This is a genomic window from Candidatus Enterovibrio escicola, assembly GCF_002464935.1.
GTDB classification, from domain to species: Bacteria; Pseudomonadota; Gammaproteobacteria; order Enterobacterales; family Vibrionaceae; genus Enterovibrio; species Enterovibrio escicola.
In genome coordinates, this window is the sequence record NZ_NBYY01000036.1 from 1 (window position 1) to 18,815 (window position 18,815).

Annotated in this window: 10 protein-coding genes and 8 pseudogenes; 12 read left to right on the plus strand and 6 right to left on the minus strand. The window is 39.8% G+C overall.

The genetic code is table 11. The annotated features are described in order from the left end of the window. Positions 1-158 (plus strand): zinc ribbon domain-containing protein (locus tag BTN49_RS21425; protein WP_146678983.1); only part of this gene is annotated, 158 nt, incomplete at its 5' end. A gap of 366 nt (positions 159-524) precedes the next feature. Continuing rightward, a pseudogene (locus tag BTN49_RS22745) lies at positions 525-1,243 on the plus strand (IS982 family transposase). A 564-nt stretch (positions 1,244-1,807) separates the two neighbouring features. Here BTN49_RS22745 and BTN49_RS11690 read toward each other — a convergent pair. After that, positions 1,808-2,335, minus strand: a complete 528-nt coding sequence (locus BTN49_RS11690; RefSeq protein ID WP_097357325.1) for a nicotinate-nicotinamide nucleotide adenylyltransferase — start codon at positions 2,333-2,335, stop codon at positions 1,808-1,810. Positions 2,336-2,481: 146 nt separating this feature from the next. Further along, a pseudogene (locus BTN49_RS11695) lies at positions 2,482-3,396 on the minus strand (IS5 family transposase). Positions 3,397-3,541: 145 nt separating this feature from the next. Here BTN49_RS11695 and BTN49_RS14320 point away from each other — a divergent pair. Next, complete coding sequence (locus BTN49_RS14320) at positions 3,542-3,685, plus strand: hypothetical protein (RefSeq protein WP_158523769.1); 144 nt, start codon at positions 3,542-3,544, stop codon at positions 3,683-3,685. A gap of 77 nt (positions 3,686-3,762) precedes the next feature. Next, the gene (locus BTN49_RS11700; protein ID WP_097357326.1) at positions 3,763-4,035 is read left to right on the plus strand and encodes a transposase; all 273 of its coding nucleotides are present in this window, start codon (positions 3,763-3,765) and stop codon (positions 4,033-4,035) included. A gap of 106 nt (positions 4,036-4,141) precedes the next feature. On the opposite strand, the pseudogene BTN49_RS22750 reads toward BTN49_RS11700, so the two are convergent. Further along, positions 4,142-5,018: pseudogene (locus tag BTN49_RS22750) on the minus strand (IS982 family transposase). A 528-nt stretch (positions 5,019-5,546) separates the two neighbouring features. Here BTN49_RS22750 and BTN49_RS11710 point away from each other — a divergent pair. After that, the gene (locus tag BTN49_RS11710) at positions 5,547-5,900 is read left to right on the plus strand and encodes a transposase (protein ID WP_097357327.1); all 354 of its coding nucleotides are present in this window, start codon (positions 5,547-5,549) and stop codon (positions 5,898-5,900) included. 297 nt (positions 5,901-6,197) lie between these two features. Here the strand turns inward: BTN49_RS11710 and BTN49_RS11715 are convergent, their stop codons facing one another. Continuing rightward, a complete protein-coding gene (locus tag BTN49_RS11715) occupies positions 6,198-6,671 on the minus strand; it encodes an NYN domain-containing protein (protein ID WP_097357328.1) in 474 nt (157 codons plus the stop codon). Between the two features lie 504 nt (positions 6,672-7,175). Continuing rightward, positions 7,176-8,017, minus strand: a pseudogene (locus BTN49_RS22755) (IS982 family transposase); the annotation flags it as partial. A 561-nt stretch (positions 8,018-8,578) separates the two neighbouring features. On the opposite strand from BTN49_RS22755, the gene BTN49_RS21435 reads away from it, so the two are divergent. Together BTN49_RS21435 and BTN49_RS11730 are read left to right on the plus strand one after the other, a co-directional pair. Next, positions 8,579-8,791: a hypothetical protein gene (locus BTN49_RS21435; RefSeq protein ID WP_146679453.1), complete on the plus strand. Its 213-nt coding sequence runs from the start codon at positions 8,579-8,581 to the stop codon at positions 8,789-8,791. 143 nt (positions 8,792-8,934) lie between these two features. Continuing rightward, a complete protein-coding gene (locus tag BTN49_RS11730; protein ID WP_097357330.1) occupies positions 8,935-9,864 on the plus strand; it encodes a polyprenyl-phosphate transporter in 930 nt (309 codons plus the stop codon). 28 nt (positions 9,865-9,892) lie between these two features. Here the strand turns inward: BTN49_RS11730 and BTN49_RS22760 are convergent. Further along, positions 9,893-10,766, minus strand: a pseudogene (locus BTN49_RS22760) (IS982 family transposase). 2,384 nt (positions 10,767-13,150) lie between these two features. Here BTN49_RS22760 and BTN49_RS11740 point away from each other — a divergent pair. From BTN49_RS11740 to tnpC (BTN49_RS11755), 5 genes and pseudogenes are all read left to right on the plus strand, one after another. Continuing rightward, a pseudogene (locus tag BTN49_RS11740) lies at positions 13,151-13,558 on the plus strand (hypothetical protein); the annotation flags it as partial. A gap of 195 nt (positions 13,559-13,753) precedes the next feature. After that, a pseudogene (gene tnpC, locus BTN49_RS11745) lies at positions 13,754-14,907 on the plus strand (IS66 family transposase). 253 nt (positions 14,908-15,160) lie between these two features. Further along, positions 15,161-16,360, plus strand: a complete 1,200-nt coding sequence (locus BTN49_RS11750; protein WP_097357332.1) for an Nramp family divalent metal transporter — start codon at positions 15,161-15,163, stop codon at positions 16,358-16,360. Between the two features lie 428 nt (positions 16,361-16,788). Then, positions 16,789-16,911 (plus strand): hypothetical protein, encoded by a 123-nt coding sequence (locus BTN49_RS21440; RefSeq protein ID WP_394336685.1) that lies wholly within the window; start codon positions 16,789-16,791, stop codon positions 16,909-16,911. Between the two features lie 220 nt (positions 16,912-17,131). Continuing rightward, a pseudogene (tnpC, locus tag BTN49_RS11755) lies at positions 17,132-18,545 on the plus strand (IS66 family transposase). Positions 18,546-18,815 lie beyond the last annotated feature (270 nt).

Consider the following 18,815-nt stretch of genomic DNA (forward strand, 5'->3'; position numbering starts at 1 on the left):
ATTGGAAGTGCCCTAACTGTGGCATTCAACATGACCGAGATATTAATGCAGCCTTGAATATTCAGCATCAAGGAATAATTGAAATAAAAGCGGCGGGACACGTCGTTACTGCTTGTGGAAGCTTGCGTAAATCTCGTCACGAACGAGTTGCGGCCTAAGAAACAAGAAGCCTCGCCCGATTAGGGCGAGGAGTAGTCACCTATACATAAATGTCTTGTTTTCTAACCTCAGTTTCCCCAAAACCTTTAATAAAAAGTCTCAATAACAATAAATGAGAGCGTTCTTTAACACGAAAGAGGTGTAATATGGAATGTCACATTACAATCGGTACTGCATGCATATACACAAAAAAAGCCCCAGTCGTTAACTAGAGCTAATGTATTACTACTTTAATTTCAATGACTTATAGAGTTGTTTTCTATCTTCTCTAAGATGTTCTCCTCAATAACTTAAGTTAGTTGTTAGGTATTAATAACCTAGACGCTGTTTGCTAGACTTCCCTCCCTGCGTGGAAAAAACACCTCATTTCTTCCGGTATCAAACAAGGAAACAAGCCTTCTCGCCTCTCAGTTAGCGAAGTGATGACGATAGTGATAGCTTTCCATCAATCAAGATATCGCGATTTTAAAACCTATTACATCCACTTTGTTTGTCGTTACCGCACGGTCAGGCAAAGCCGACAAGGATTGCCTTCGTTGATTCGTCTAGGCTACAAATTTATCACAACCTCCGAATTTTTAAACATCAGGTTTTTGAAGGTATAGCGAAGTAAGGAAAAGAAACGATGGGGTGGTTCTACGGTTTTGAATTATACTTTATTATCAATGAGTAAGCTGTTATTATCTCAGTTAAAGTGACGATGGTTAACGTGGATGATAGAAAGCTTGTGTCGGAAATTACTGACGAGTTTTGGGGTTTTTTATACGGGGATAAATGTTATATCTCTGGTCCGTTGGAGCAGGAATTCTCAGACAAGGGAGTGACACTAATAACGGGTGTAAAAAAGAACATGAAACCTAAAGTGATGAAATTTTGGGACCGCCTGATACTCCTGAAACGATTTATTATTGAAACTGTTTTTGAGCAACTAAAAAACACATCCCAAATCAAGCATTCTCGGCACCGTAGGTGTATCAGTTTTATGGATAATTTGCTGGCGGGGTTCATCGCGTATTGATTTCAACCAAAGAAACCGTGTATCAAGAGGACTCAGCTTGATAAGCAAGCGCTTATGCAGGTCTGAGGTTAAATTATTCATGCCTAAGTCAGTTTGAAACTGATTATTTAGTTCATTTCTTATGTGTAGTTCAGCTTGAGTCTTATATTTGGATGACTAGAAATATCTAGAGAGATGATCTTTATTATCGTTACACGATGCTATATTTAAACAACTTGAAGATGCAGGTGTCAGCGGGTTTTGCTGATTTCATGATTAGATCATCATTTTGTAAGTATAGGGAGCTCCATCAAAAATGGAAAACACCGTGCAGGTCACTCTTAAATTTGCCCCACGGGGGCATCTTGGCGATCATTCCGTCGTTAAATCTCGTGAAATAGACTGATTGCTCCTATGAAGATTTACTTCGAACTGAACGTACTGATGACCTTTAAAATTTGGTTATGTATTCAATAAGTTGGTTCCCGTTTAGAAAATAAACGCTTTTATGGTACAAATCCTGTTAGGACATGTGATATCTCCGGTAGTAGACAACAGGGTTGAAAGCCATACTGGCGAACCATTCAACTTATTGAATATATAACCCTAAAATCGAATTTCTTTAAGTTACTTTGGTATAGCTCATTATCATTAAAGAAAATCTTCCTTTACTAATTTTGTTACCAGCGAAGGTGTTGTAAATAAAGTAATGTCGTACCCTTTAATCACTCTATTACGAATGTCGGTACTTCTCACATGAATAGTTTCCGGACATACCAGTATATTCCACCGTTCCATAATCTCGGTGAATTTATGGAATTTGCCAAAGTTTAAAAAATTGTCTGGCCCTATAACAAAGGTCAAAATAGCATTTGGATATTGGTTTTGAAGTTGATTGAGTAATGCCCACGTTGTTATCGGACCTTTTTTTCCCAATTCACGTTCATTTGAACACAGTGAAAGGTTAGCAAGACTGGCGTCCGAAATAAAAGTAGTTACCCAATCGCATCGTTTATCAAAATTGATCATTGCCTTTCCCCATACGTGTACACGGCTTGGAACGAGTAATACCTGATCAAAGTGTGATAATCGTTTGATAACACTAAGATGTCCAAGGGTTGGAGGATTAAACGCACTCCCAAACACGGCAATTTGTTCTAATCTGTTCTTGTTCTTCATATTATTTCCCTTTTTTCTAGCAATGATTCTTAATTTGATTCAGTTAATTAAATAGGAGAAGTAGTACGGATTAGTTTGAGGCAAATAAAACGGAGTTGTTGATTATATAATGCCTATAACGCACTGATCTTAATTTTTTTACAGTCTTAATTTGTCTGCAGGCTAAGAGGCATATCGAGTCTTATAACTTTGTGCATCGCTTTCATATTTACCAGCGCTTAACCAACTTGAGCATTGTAATTACGAAGAGTTAGTTTAGGGCTGAGCAACTATTTAATAGCGAAATAGTGTTGTCTCTGCTAATGAGTGTTTGTGATAACGCCTGTTCTTTTTCCACCTCGCCAGTTTGTCATCTATCAACGCTTTTACAGCTTCATTTCTAGGATGGCCTTCCTCCCAGTACCAAGCGTTGCTTCGAGGTGGAATGAGTTATTTCTTTGTTCTTCAGTACGTGGTGAGATGCTTTTGTAGCATAGGCCCCATCGGCACTTACTTGCTGTATCTTTCGTCGTTATAGGTTAAGAAATTATAGGTAAAACCTCATTGTCACCCACAGAAACTAGGCTAACTTTTGCAGCAATATCCTCATGAGCAAACACATCAATAGTAAGATGAAGTTTACGTCAGATATACTGCTTTTCTTTACTGTGTTTCCGCATTTTGAATTGACCTTTGTCGTATACCTTTAGGCCTGTCGCATCAATAACGACGTGGGCGACAGCTCCTCGACTCGGTAAAAAGTACTTAACTTCTACGTTCTTCAAACGCATTACTAATGCAAGTGTATGTAGGGGATTCCAGCGGGATATTCATCAACGTGAGAACAGAATTTAGAAGGCCTTTTAATCCACGAAGTGGCGCTTGAAAATATTTTTCACCATCAGTGATGTTGCGATCGCAGTATCCAAAAATATAAACCTACGGTCACGATGATCATGATGTTTTAAATAATACTATGCCTTAATGGTAGCGGTGTCTATTCAAAAACTGACTGAGCCACGGTTTAGTAAAACTTGATTATATTGTTTCCAGTTGCTGATCTTGTGCTTGGCCTTTCTTATCATTACCTCCCGTTTAACTCCATGATTATCTGACCGTAGTAATTTTGATTAGTTAAACTGAGTTGTGCATAAGAAATGAACTAAATGTCCAAGTCGCGAGTCTGGTTGTTTAAAATAACCATATTGACTGCACAAAGATTTGAGTATGAATAATTTAGACGATGTTTTCGTTGATGTCGATGAATTCTGCCAAACTTTCCTTCCTATATGGGGAAATACTTCCTTTCTTTCGATATCAAGCAAAGAAATAAGCCTTAATGCCTCTCCGTTACCGAGTTTACTAAACTAAAAAACCCGCTTAATGAACTGCTGAAACAAGGCGTACATCAGTTGTAGGCTAAAGCTATAGAAGCCGAGGTTTAATCCTTGCTCGATAATTTCATATCACTCCAAGCTAACGGAAAGCAGGGAGTGGTTCGTAATGGACATTTGCCTGAGAGATACCTACAAACTGGACTCGGCGACATTACCGTCAAAGTTCCAAAAGTTCGAGATAGAACAGGGAGCGAGATCAAGTTCAACAACACACTGGTTCCGCTTTATCTCAAGCGAACCAAAAACATAGAAGAGCTTATCTCTTGGGTCTATCCTGCGGGAGATCCCACGGGAGATATGCAGCTAACCTTGAAATTACTCTGAGTGAAGCAAACCAAGGGGTTGTCATCAAATAATCTTTCTCGACTCAAGCAGCAGTGGGAAGCAGAATACGACGAGTAGCGTAAGCGGGAGCTAAGTAAGCTTAGATCTACATAAGCGCTTGCTTATCAAGCCGAGTTATCTTGATGCTTGGCTTTTTTGGTTGAAATGAATATGCGATGAATCCTGCCAACAAGTTGGCCATAAAGCTGATGCAACTACAGTTGTCAAAATGCTTGATTTAGGATATATTTTTAGTTAGTCAAAAACGGTTTCGATAATAAATCGTTGCTGGAGTATCAGGCAGTCCCAAAGTTTCATCACTTTGGGTTTCATATTCTTTTTTATACCCGTTATTAGTGTCACTCCCTTATCTGCAAGTTCCCGCTACAATAGATCAGAGATATAACCTTTATCTCCGTATAAACACCCCCAGAGCTCTTCAGCCATTTTTGATACAAGCTTTCTATCATTCACGTTAGCTATCGTCACTTTGACTAAGATAATGCTACCTTGGTCATTGATAATAAGGTGTAATTTGAAACCGTAAAACACCCCATCGTTCCTTTTCCTCGCTTCGAGGTACCTTTAAAAACCTGATATCTAAGAATGCGTAGGTTATGACAAACCTGCAGCTTGAATGAATTAACGAAGGCAATCCATGTCGGCCTTGCCTGACGGTGAGTGAGGTAAGAGAAAAGTGGGACCAGAACACCTTGCATGAATTTGAGTATGTTCGTGTAGCTGACTAATTCAGGAAATTAGTTGGTGAAACAGAGGCAAGCTAAAGTGGATGTAATAGGTTTTTAAGTCTCGATACCCCGATTAATGAAAAGCTATCACTATCCTCAACACTTCGTTAACTGAGAGGAGAAAATGCTTGTTTCTTTATTTGATACCGGAAGAAATGAGGTGTTTTCCCATACAGGGAGGAAAGTCTGGCAGAAATCGTCGACATCGACGAAAATGGCGTCTAAGTTATTCATGCACAAGTCCTTGTGCAGTCAATAGGTTATTTCAAACAATCAGATCGCGATTTTGGCATTTAGTTCATTTCTTGTGCGCAGCTTAGGTTAAGTAAACGGCAGTATGTTTAGATTTAGACTGATGGTATTTACTGTAAAGTTCGGATGGATGACAAGCTTTGTTTGCTTGTTGTCATCGGCGTCGATGATGCCGACCGTAAGGAAGTTCTAGCCGTTGTCAATGGGTACAGGGAGTTAGAGGTCAGTTAGCTTGAAGTTCTGTCATAGCTAACGTACCAAGGTATCAGTATCACTTCTGACCCGCCATTGGTGATGGCGCTTTTGGTTTTTGGAATGCAGTGATAATGCAGGTGATAAATTATTGGTTAACGACGCGTCATCAGTGCTTCTGGGTACACAAAACGGTCTTTGTATTAAACAAAGTCCTAAAATCTGTTCAATTAGAAATGAAAGAAACGCTTCGCGATATCTAGATGACAGAGACATAACAAGAGGTACAGAAAGCCTTCGGACAGTTCGAAACACGATATGATACTAAATAGCCTAACGCAGCGGAGTGCCTATATCAAATACAAAGTAGAAATGCGGGCATTTTACGATTTTCCCGTCAATTACTGGACACATATTCGAACGACAAACCCCATTGAATTAATGTTTTCAACGGTGAGGCTAAGAACGAACAAAACCAAGAATTGTGGAAGCCAAAAAACGACACTGGCAATGGCCTGCAAATTGATGCGAACCGCTGAGGTTAACTGGTGTAGCCTGCGAGGCTTTAAATTACTCTCGGATATCATCAAAGGCGTGAAATTCAGAGATGGCATTCGTGAAACAAACGTCAATCATCAGGACACTGCTCTGGAAGCTTTACACCAGATTTGATCATAGTTCTTCATTTCAGATGATGGAGGGTATTCTAAACCTAGACAAACTGTAAGTAAGACCACAAACAGTTAACTGTAAAATGTCAGATTAAGAGTAGCTTACTTTACATATGCATTGGAAGTTTGTGATAACAAAAGAGTATTTAAACAAGCTTATCGTGTTCATTGATAAGAGTTCTTACTAAAGTACAAAAATGAGATCTAAATCGCCTTATCAAGGAAATATCTAAGGGGTTTAATGAGAAGCTAAATCTTCATGCTTTTTCCATGTAAAGGAACCTCTTATTTTTAAAATTTACAGCAACATATCTTCCTCAATTGGAATAAAGTAATCCGCACTATTCACTAAGGAATTAGCCGTCAGTGAAGGTACACCAAACACGAAGGTTTTTTTGCCATATCCCTGACTTACTTTTTCAATCAGCAAGTCAAAATCTCCATCACCAGAAAGTAAGACAACGATGTCAACATATGTTACAATGTCGAGCATATCAATGACGATACCCACATCCCAGTCTCCTTTGCTGCTGCCGTCACTGCGTTGAATATAAGGCTTCAGTTTAACATTGAAACCTATGTGACGTAGTGCATCTTGGAACTTAATCTGCAGATTATCATGACGACGAATCGCATAGGCCGTAGCATAAACAACTTCACCTATTTCTGCTAGTTTTTTCCAAAAAAGGTGGTAATTGAACTGACGTCCATACACTTGCCTAGTGGTATAATAAACATTTTGAACGTCAGCGAAAACGGCGATCTTTTTCAAGATTTCTCCTACAGAGCAGTAGTAAACAACCGTAAAATCGTAGCACAATAGCCCATGGTTTTGTTGAAATATCGGAAAATAAACGACGATGAACTGAAATTCTCAATTTAAATCGCAACGAATGCAATGTTCGTTGTTATGTTTAAGAAACAACACCTTCTACACATCCTCTTTATGGCTTGGAAATGTGCATGGTTCATAAACAGTTAAATGACAATGACCTATTTTATATTAAGCTACGATTGGTTGAAGGTGATTCCTTTAACCAGATTGTTTGAACACATGGCTGTACTTCCTCCACTCTCAGTCGAGAAATAAAACGTCATATCCCAGATAATTTTTCCGATGTATACTGTCATCGCTTTGCATCAGAACAGGCTAAAGAAACCTGCCCAAACACCAGAAACGTACTGGCTTTTGGTTTTATTTATTTGGAGAGAATGTAGGCTTTGATTCATGAACGTCTCAGTACACATACATCACTCGATGTGATTAACCTCAGATCTACATAAGTGCTTGCTTATCAAGCCGAGTTATCTTGATGCTTGGCTTCTTTGGTTGAAATGAATACGCGATGAGCCCTGCCAACAAGTTGGCCATAAAACTGATGCAACTACGTTGCTGAAAATACTTGATTTGGGATATATTTTTAGTTGGTCAAAAACGGTTTCAATAATAAAGCGTTTCCGGAGTATCAGGCGATCCCAAAGTTTCATCATGTTGGGTTTCATATTCTTTTTTACACCCGTTATTAGTGTCACTCCCTTATTTGCAAGTTTCCACTACAATAGATCAGATATATAACCTTTATCTCCGTATAAACACCACAAAGCTCGTCAGACATTTCAGATACAGGCTTTCTATCAGCCACGTTAACCGTTGTCACTCAGACTGAAATAATGCCACCTTGGTCATTGATAATAAGGTGTAATTTGAAGCCGTAGAACCACCACATCGTTCCTTTTCCTCGCTTCGCGGTACCTTTAAAAACTTGATGTCTGAAAATACGTAGATTGTAACAAACCTGTAGTTTGGATGAATCAACGAAGGAAATCCCTATCGGCCTTGCCTGACGGTGAGTGAGGTAATAGAAAAGAGAAACCAGAACACCTTGCATGAGCCTGAGCATTTTCATATAGCTGACTAATTCAGAAAATTCAGTGGTGAAATAGCAGAAAACAAAGTGGATGTAATAAGTTTTAAAGTCTAGATACCCAGATTCATGGATATCACTTCGCTAACTATAGAGACGATAAAGTTTGTTTCTTTGATACTGGAAAGAATGAGGTGTTTTTCCCATGTATGGAGGAAAATCTAGAGAAGTTGTCAACATCAACGAAAACGGCGGTATGTTTAGATTTAGACCGATGGTCTTTACTGTAAAGTTCGGATGGATGACAAGCTTTGTCTGCTTGTTGTCATCGGCGTCGGTGATGCCGGCCGCAAAGAAGTTCTAGCCGTTGTCGATGGGTACAGGGAGTTAGAGGTTAGTTAGCTTGAAGTTCTGTCACAGCTAACGTACCAAGGTATCAGTATTACTCCTGACCCGCCATTTGTGATGGCGCTTTTGGTTTTTGGAATGCAGTGATAATGCAGGTGATAAAGTATTGGTTAACGACGCGTCATCAGTGCTTCTGGGTACACAAAACGGTCTTTGTATTAAACAAAGTCCTAAAATCTGTTCAACTAGAAATGAAAGAAACGCTTCGCGATATCTAGATGACAGAGACATAACAAGAGGTACAGAAAGCCTTCAGACAGTTTGAAACACGATATGATACTAAATATCCTAACGCAGCGGAGTGTCTAATCCACACAAAGTGGAAATGCGGGCATTTTAGGATTTCCCCGCCAATTACTGGACACATATTCGAACGACAAACCCCATTGAATTAATGTTTTCAACGGTGAGGCTAAGAACGAACAAAACCAAGAATTGTGGAAGCCAAAAAACGACACTGGCAATGGCCTGCAAATTGATGCGAACCGCTGAGGTTAACTGGTGTAGCCTGCGAGGCTTTAGATTACTCTCGGATATCACCAAAGGCGTGAAATTCAGAGATGGCATTCGTGAAACAAACGTCAATTATCAGGACACTGCTCTGGAAGATTTACACTAGATTTGATCATAGCTCAGCAAGGAACAATCATCAGCCTGCAAAATGTTTAGGCCTTAAAGAACCTGCCGTTATTTCTAGCCATTTTTATCAGCCAATGGCTATAATACGTCGGAAATTTCCTAAAATAGTAGAAATGCAGATTCATGAAGCAGAATATTCTGATCTTTTTTAAAGGAATGGCGATGGGTGCAGCCGACGTCGTTCCTGGTGTCTCAGGAGGTACTATCGCCTTCATCATGGGTATTTATGACCCGCTTCTCGAGAGCATACGTCGCATCAATCCTTCGTTGATCTCAAAGTGGAATAAAGAGGGGATCTACGTTGTTTGGACACATATTAATGGCACTTTTCTTTGCTCACTCCTTGCAGGTATTTTGACCGCAATTTTAACACTGGCAAAAGTCGTTTCCTATGCTTTAACTGAACATCCTATAGTTATCTGGTCATTTTTTTTCGGACTTGTTATTGCCTCCACTATTCTTATGATTAAGCAAGTTAGAAATTGGTCTATTATAGAAATTTTACTGGTCGTAACGGGTGCTGTTTTTGCCTATGTAATCACCGTTGCCAACCCTATTACCCTAGAATTTACCTTACTTGCGGTGTTCTTTTCAGGTTTAATTGCCATTTGTGCTATGATCCTACCAGGAATTTCAGGTAGCTTCATTCTACTATTGTTGGGTATGTATGTACCCGTGCTTGATGCTGTGACAAGCTTCAACCTACCAGTTTTAGGACTGTTCACAGTAGGCTGTCTAATTGGTATTCTTTCATTTTCACATATGTTGTCTTGGTTGTTAAATAAATTCAGGAGCCTAACGATTGCGTTCTTAACGGGACTGTTGATTGGTGCATCATGCAAAATTTGGCCTTGGAAAGAAACTATCGGTTTCCGGGTAAACACCTCAGGTGAACAAATACCTCTACCTCTAATTGAAAAAGTCCTTTTTCCCGCGGCTTTTGAAACAGCGACTGGTCAGTCCGCCCAATTAGATATTGCTGTTCCCATGATGGTACTTGGCTTCGGATTGGTACTTGGCCTAGAGAAAATATCGATAAAACCTTCAGATTAAGCTTTGACAATATAAACTAATCTCAGATCTACATAAGCGCTTGCTTATCAAGCCAGGTCATTTTGATACTCGGCTTCTTTGGTTGAAATCAATATGCGATAAGCCCACCAGCAAGTTGACCATAAAGCTAATGCAACTAAGGTGCAGAAAATGCTTGATTTGGGATATGTTTTTTAGTTGATCAAAAACGGTTTCAATAATAAATCGTTTTCGGAGTATCAGGCGGTTCGAAAGTTTCATCGTTTTGGGTTTCATGTTTTTTATACGCGTTATCAGTATTACTCCCTTGTCTGTAAATTCCCGTTTCAATGGACCAGATATATAACCTTTATCTCCGTATAAACACCCCAAAGCTCGTCAGACATTTCAGATACAGGCTTTCTATCATCCACGTTAGCCATCGTCATTTTGACTGAGATAATGCCCCTTGATCATTGATCATAAGGTGTAATTTGAAACCGTAGAACCACCCCCTCGTTTCTTTTTCTCGCTTCGGGGTACCTTTAAAAACCTTATATCTGAAAATACGTAGGTTGTGACAAACCTGTAGCTTAGACGAATTAACGAAGGCAATCCTTGTTGGTTTTGCCTGACGGTGAGTGAGGTAAGAGTAAAGCGGAACTAGGATACCTAGTATGAGTTTGAGCATGTTCGTGTAGCTGACTAATTCAGGAAATTAGTTGGTGAAACAGAGGCAAGCTAAAGTGGATGTAATAGGTTTTTAAGTCTCGATACCCCGATTAATGAAAAGCTATCACTATCCTCATCACTTCGCTAACTGAGAGGAGAGAAAGTTTGTTTCTTTGTTTGAAACCGGAAGAAATTAGGTATCCTTCCCATGCAGGAAGGAAAGTCTAGTAAAAGTCGTTGATATCGACGAAAATGGTATCTAAGTTATTCATGTACAAGTCCTTGTGCAGTTAATAGGTTATTTCAAACGACCAGATCGCGACTTTTGCATTGAGTTCATTTCTTATGCGCAGCTCAGGTTAACCTAAGATCTGTATAAGTACGATTTTCTCAATTTGAGTGATTTTAAGGCTCTGCTCTTTAGGTTGGAACGTATACGCAATGAGTCCAGCAATCAGGTTGACCCTGATCTTAGACTCAAATTTAAGGGTTTAAGAATAGATCTTCAGAAAATATCAATCATGTATTTATTCGGCTAAAGAGAGTGATGAAGGCTAGCGATTTTCTCTAAGTTTGTGGGCACAGGCATTAAGACATAGCGCCTGTACAACCATTTTAGATTTTCACGTTGATATAGCTGAATTCCGTCACATATAATTTGCCTTGTAAAAACAAACGTTCAAGGCTATGAACGGAAATCTCTGTCTGTACTTTTTTAACTTAAATTTAGTAGGCTTTTAACGACTTGTATATACATATTCGTGTGATATTTCGTTACTCCAATCGCAGTGTCGATACATCACTTTAGATGTGAATAGCTATCATCATAATTTTGATTGTGTCAGCCTACTTTTACACACAAACATTTCGATGAAAAACGCGAGATTTTTTGAACATATTTTTGTATCGAGGGTTTCAATAAAAAAGGATAACCTCACGTGCAATCTGTTAATAGAGTTCTTCTGATATTGAAACAGTCTATGGTTTCACCAGAAACCAGAGCATTGAGGCACAAGTTATCCCAGAAGTAGGATAGGTTGAAACTACTGAGCAATCTCTTAAGAAGGAGACAACTTCGTTGGATTTTTAACATCGACTTGGAGTGGCGAGATAATGCATACTACATCAATAAGGCACTCAAGCTAGAGATATACGCCTGCCCTTCCGCAGGGATAGCTTACTGACGTCACATACGATGATATCTATTTTTGATGGCACTTACAATGCCTACAAATGGGTAGCTTGATCATAACATCAGTAAAATGCTTTGAAATCTACATCTTCAAGTTGTTTTGGTATATATCAGTGCCTAGGATGATTACACCTGAATTCAGGTATGAAGTGCGACACTTTTCAATCAAACATGTAAATGTATTTTTTAAAAAAATGTCAGGTTGCTTAAAGCCTAAGCATTTCTTAGGCCGATGATTGATCCTTGCTTGAGCGAAGGTAATATATTCATTTATGATCATTTTTAACTCTGTCCCTTTTTTTGCGCACTCTCTAAAAATTCTGTGAGCATCTTCATTTGCCCATCATTTCCATGAAAAGTAGGGTGTGTAAAATAAACTTCAACATCCAAATCTTTTGCTATTCATTCATAATGAACAAACTCTCGACCATTATTTGTCATAATTGTATGGACATTATTTTTTCATGGCATCAGTAAATCAATGGGCGCTGTGGTGACATCATTTGTTGATTTAAATGCTACTTTTTTAATTAAATAAGAACGGCTTTTACGTTCTAATTCTGTGACTGATAGCATCAGTACCATTTTTGCCTAAAACTATATCAATTCTCTAATTACCAAATTATTCCCGATGATCTACAGAAGGAGGGTAGCTCATCAATGGTGACCGCATTTTTAATGGTTGTTGACTTTTCTTTACGATCTTTTTGATATAGTTTAAGATCCTTTTCTTAAGTGAAGATAGAGCTTACATCCTTGCCGTTTATCGGATGCGCCTAAACAATAAATTTACTCATAGGTGACGTATGCTTCTGCATTTAGTTAGTACGTGTGATATTTTCTCTAGACTCCAATCGTTTTCGGGCAGTAGATTAACAAAAGATCTTTGATCTGTTGGTATATTGTATTTGCTTGCTTACGTGTGATTTATCGTCGATAGATTCGATAGATTCGATAGATATTGAGCAATGCGAGGGCAATAAGCACAGTTATTACTATAATTTTTCAAGACTCAAGAAACTGGAGAACAATGGCATTTGATTGCCCTTATAGGAGGTTGTTGATTAAATCAAGGCTGTAATGCACTGATCCCAATCTTTTTTACAGTCTTAATTTATCTGCTGTTGAACAGGCATACCGAGTTTTATAACTTTGTTCTTTCACCTAGGAATTTCCTTCCAGAAACTCTATGGTGGTGGGGCTTAAGGCATGTCCCTTTCTGTGATACATTTAGCACGATTGAATAGATAAAAGGCATGAATAAATTTCAAAGGTATCAAATCGAAGCTGCTTCGCTTTAAACGTATTTTTACTACTAATTGGATCATATTCATATCCAGTTATCTCCACTATAATACCGATTAGTATCATTCAGAAATTGCTAAGGTGCTGAAGTGTGAAAGCTCATAAAAGGGCTTTGCCACTTACCAATGATTGGGTTGAGGTCAAGGGCAACATAAAGTTAATTTTAATTGTAAGGGGAAAGCTTGTCCGCAATGTAAAAAGCGTTATGCACGGGAGATTGTGGTCAAAATAGGCGTCTGCCTATTTTCTAGAGTGAGCTATCGGCAAGTTGTCTTAACATTGGCTGAACAACTTCGTATTCCTTTCTATAATCACTCCAATCAGAAGCGTTTGTATTCTGGATTTATGGTCTTGGAGGAAGCCTGCTTATTAGATTTGATTCAGGCGCACTTTAAGACCGATGAGTGTGAAAGCGCCGTCATTGTTTTCATCCATACCCACAGTCCTAATGGCAACTACAATCTTCATTTACATGTGATACTGGCTGAAGGTGCATTTTTTTCTTCGAACCAAGATTGGAAAGGGTTTAAGCATTTATTGTTATCTCAGTTACGATTACTTTGGTAAAAACACTTACTGAAGTTAATGGAGATTGAGTTTCCGGCGCGTCAATATGTAATTAGAACCTTATGGGCTAATTATCCTAATGGTTTCTATGCCGTAATCGTTTACCAGTCTCCCATTAAAAAGAAATAAGTGATGATCATCTACCGATTGATAATTGCTTATTGAGAGATCTTTTCAGCCTGCCAAAAGGGCTTCATGAAAAAGAAGTATTTTGAAAATGAACCACCCACCGTGGAACAATTTGGCTCCGAGCAAGCCAACGTACTCATCCGTGAACTATGGAACAAGTTTCGTGAGTACGAGGATAAGTTGTCTGCTAGTTCACGGAACTCATCAAGCTCTCCGTCGTCAGACTCCCCCGCAGCGAGGGACGAGCGAAAAAAGTTTAACACCCTCGCAGCCGAAATCAGGTGGGCACTCAGCTTGACCACATTGCCGCTTTATCTGGCCAGTATTATCTGAGTATCTGCAAAATGCAGCGCCTTTTTATGGATAAATACGGTACGCATTTTTCTATTGGACTGATTAGTGAAGCCCAAGGACGAGTCAGTAGTATGTTAATGCCGTTGAATCAGGCGCTACATTACCATGTAAAATAATCTGCTGTTATTCATACTAGATGAAACAACGACAAACGAAATGGGGAAACGGTTACCTGATGGATCTGGCTCCTCAGTGGCAGTGATGCGGTATATCAGACCATTTGTTATCCTCGTAATGAGGAAGCCAATACTGGATGAACAGTGCCACGCGATAGTGATAACCAACTAATGTGGTAGTTATAACTGACTGGATCCCACGTGCCACCAGTTCTGTTGGGCACATGTCACCCGTAATTTACAACAAATTGTGGAGTACAGCGGTGGAGGTTTAACTTCTTATTATTGGCAAACGTCTTGTTCTGATCTGCCATGCGGTATTCCGAATTTAGCATCGTTATGAGCAAGGAAAAATTACCGACAGCGAGTGGCGGCGACGAATGTTTCGTCTTAGGAAAAACCTTTCGGATTGGCTAAAAAAAGGCGAACAGATCCCAACATATCGGTACACTGGAAAGTGTTCCTATATCTTGAAGCACGAATAGGGAATCTGGGTTCTCCTTGATCATGAAGGCGTACTGTTGACCAATAATGAAGCTGAGAGGTGTATTCATGGCAGCGTCATCATGCGGAAAATCTACTTAGGTACTAGCTCTCACCGAGCATAACAGTTCCGTTTACGTGTTCTGTCTATGGTGGAAACCTGTAAGAAACGTGGGCTGTCTGCATTGGATGTCATTAAGTGATGTAGTGTCATCGGTGATCCGAAAGAAATTTTATCCCGACGTGTTTAATTTCATAAACATTTAGTCAAGCCACCTCTAGTGAACGCTTACCCTTTTCGGTAGTTGGCTTTTTATTTTACGCTAGACGACAAGTGTGGCAGTCATTATCGGAATTTAGGAAACTATAATATATTAAAATTATAAATGGTATTGATTCTCATTTATAAGTCGGGTACTTTCTCTACATTGATAGGTCCAAGTATGAAGATGAACTAGTAGTGGAAATTCATAAAGTGACAAGATCAAAAGGATTATCATCCTTGTCTAACCTGCAATTTATGGGTAAATTTAAACGTAAGCTGATGATGTTGGGACCCGCATTTATTGCGGCAATCGCTTACATCGATCCCGGAAATTTTGCGACCAATATTGAAGCTGGGTCATCATTTGGTTATCAACTGTTGTGGGTGGTGCTGTCTGCAAACTTAATGGCAATGTTTGTCCAGTATTTATCCGCAAAGCTCGGTATTGTCACAGGTAAGAACCTAGCAGAACATTTGCGTGATCGCTTGCCAAATAAATGGGCGGTAGGTTTTTACTGGATCCAAGCAGAAATTATCGCTATCGCGACTGATCTGGCTGAGTTTATTGGTGCAGCGGTTGGTTTCCAGTTGGTATTTGGCATTTCGGTGTTCGAAGGGGCGATGGTCACCGGTATCACGAGCCTCCTGATTTTGATGTTCAACAAAAGAGGACAAAAGCCCCTTGAAATTATAATAGGATCTTTGCTGTTGTTGGTGGCAGTCATTTACATTGTTGAGTTGTTTTTTGCCCATCCGTCTGGCAGTAAATTAATGGAAGGGCTGTTGATCCCTAATTATATTGGTGAGCATCAGATATACTTAGTTGCGGGTATATTAGGGGCAACGGTAATGCCACACGTTATTTACCTTCACTCGGCATTGTTTAAGAACAGCTACGGAGAAAAAACGGAAATCCGTCTGAGTTCGACGCGTGTGGATATCTCAATTGCGATGGTGATTGCAGGCTTTGTGAATATCGCGATTGTTGTGATGGCTGCTGCGGTATTCCATTACTCAGGTAACCAAGATATTGCTGAGATTGAAACTGCTTATATGACGTTGACACCATTGGTGGGTACCGCAGCGTCACTTCTGTTCGGTATATCTCTGATTGTTTCAGGCTTGTCTTCAACGGTGGTTGGCACAATGGCAGGGCAGGTGGTGATGCAGGGTTTCGTTCGATTTACTATTCCGATGTGGGTACGCCGTGTAGTAACGATGGTGCCTTCATTTGTGGTTATTGGACTTGAAAGTAATACCACTGATATTTTAGTTATGAGCCAAGTCATATTGAGTTTTGGTATAGCGTTTGCGCTTATCCCGTTAATTATGTTTACCAACAGCGAGTTATTGATGGGAAAATTTAAGAATAAAGGGTGGGTATCCTGCGTAAGTATGGTTATCGTGGCTATCGTTCTAATGCTTAATCTATATCTGATGCTTACGTTGATATAAACTAAAAATAAATAATGAGTTGTACGTATACTTCTTTATTCTATGACGCAACAACCTTGGAGACGCAACAACCTTGGACTGTCTATTCTTCTCCTATGACCACCGAAAGGGTAAGTTATGGTTAACAAGTGGAGGGCGTTGTTTCCCAAATATTTGAACTAATCACAATTCCTACGATCAGATCATTATGGAGTTAAGAGGGAGTTTATAATGGGAAAGATCAAGCACAAGATCATGTCACCACGTACTGCAAAATAGAGGAATAACGCCCAGTATTCCATCTCGAAGCAATGCGGGTACTGGGAGGATGGCATCCTAGAAATGAAGCTGTAAAGGCTTTAAAATAGGACAAACTGGCGGAGTGGAAAAAGGACAGGGGTTATCACAAACGTTCATTAGCAGAGACAGTGATATTTTGGTATAAACAGTTGCTCAATCCTAAACTTGCTCTTCGTAATTACAATGTTCAAGTTAGTGAAACGCTGGCAAATGTGAAAGCGATGAACACAGTTATAAGACCCGGTATGCCTGTTCGCCAGCAAACAAAGTAAGAGTGTAAAGAATGTCAAGAAGATTGGGATCAGTGCGTTATAGGCCTTATTTAATCAACAATACCACAACTAACTCTAAGGTAAAAAACCTCAATGTTTCTGATCAGGAAGAATACCCGTAATCGTTCATCAGTCCCCTATTGAAAATCAATAAGTGATGATTATCTCCCGATTGATGATTACCTATTGAGTGATCTTCTCAGCCTACCAAACGGGCTTCATGAAAAAGAAGAATTTTGAAAATGAATCACCCACCGTGGAACAATTGGGCTCCGAGCAAGCCAATGTACTCATCCGTGAACTATGGAATAAGTTTCGTGAATACGAGTATAGGTTGTCTGCTAGTTCACGGAACTCATCAAGCTCTCCTTCGTCAAACTTCCACGCAGCGAGGGACGAGTGAAAAAAGCTGAACACCCTCGCAGCCAAAATCAAGTGGGCACTCAGCTTGGCCATAAGGGACATAAAAGACCAGTAAGCGAGCTTAAAGAAACCGATTCCATCGTTTGTTGTTAGCCAGATATTTGCTGCACCAAATGCAGTGGGAATGTTGTTCCGAATACGGAGTCTACCCAGGGTCATCAACTCTTTGAGTTACTAAAAGCATCGTTGGATATTACTGAATATCAGTTATTCCATGGTCGATACCCACACCGTCCGAGCCAATGTGCCCGATGATGCCCCATCAAGTCAGTTAGGACCTCGTGCTTGGCCACATTGCCGCTGTATCTGGCCAGTATTATCTGAGTATCTGCAAAATGCAGCGCCTTTTTATGGATAAATACGGTACGTATTTTTCTATTGGACTGATTAGTGAAGCCCAAGGACGAGTCAGTAGTATGTTAATGCCGTTGAATCAGGCGCTACATTACCATGTAAAATAATCTGCTGTTATTCATACTAGATGAAACAACGAGAAACGAAATGGGGAAACGGTTACCTGATGGATCTGGCTCCTCAGTGGCAGTGATGCGGTATATCAGACCATTTGTTATCCTCGTAATGAGGAAGCCAATGCTGGATGAACAGTGCCACGCGATAGTGATAACCAACTAATGTGGTAGTTATAACTGACTGGATCCCACGTGCCACCAGTTCTGTTGGGCACATGTCACCCGCAATTTACAACAAATTGTGGAGTACAGCGGTGGAGGTTTAACTTCTTATTATTGGCAAACGTCTTGTTCTGATCTGCCATGCGGTATTCCGAATTTAGCATCGTTATGAGCAAGGAAAAATTACCGACAGCGAGTGGCGGCGACGAATGTTTCGTCTTAGGAAAAACCTTTCGGATTGGCTAAAAAAAGGCGAACAGATCCCAACATCTCGGTACACTGGAAAGTGTTCCTATATCTTGAAGCACGAATAGGGAATCTGGGTTCTCCTTGATCATGAAGGCGTACTGTTGACCAATAATGAAGCTGAGAGGTGTATTCATGGCAGCGTCATCATGCGGAAAATCTACTTAGGTACTAGCTCTCACCGAGCATAACAGTTCCGTTTACGTGTTCTGTCTATGGTGGAAACCTGTAAGAAACGTGGGCTGTCTGCATTGGATGTCATTAAGTGATGTAGTGTCCTCAGTGATCCGAAAGAAATCTTATCCCGACGTGTTTAATCTCATAAACACCTAATCAAGCCACCTCTGGTGAACGTTGATGAATACCCAAGTGTAAAAAAACCAGCATCATACCTGACCAGAGTTACACTAATTGTCACCAAATACAGCTCAATATTGTATTCCAACAAGCTAGTTTTCCCATAAATCCCCAGCGGGTGACAGACAGGTAGGGTAGGTATCCAGTTAAACTTCCTATCGAGCAGCCAGAGATTGTGGAGAAATTTTTTCAAAAGCTTTTTTGATATGGTAAAGGTGATATAGTGTAATTCACAATTAAGGAGTC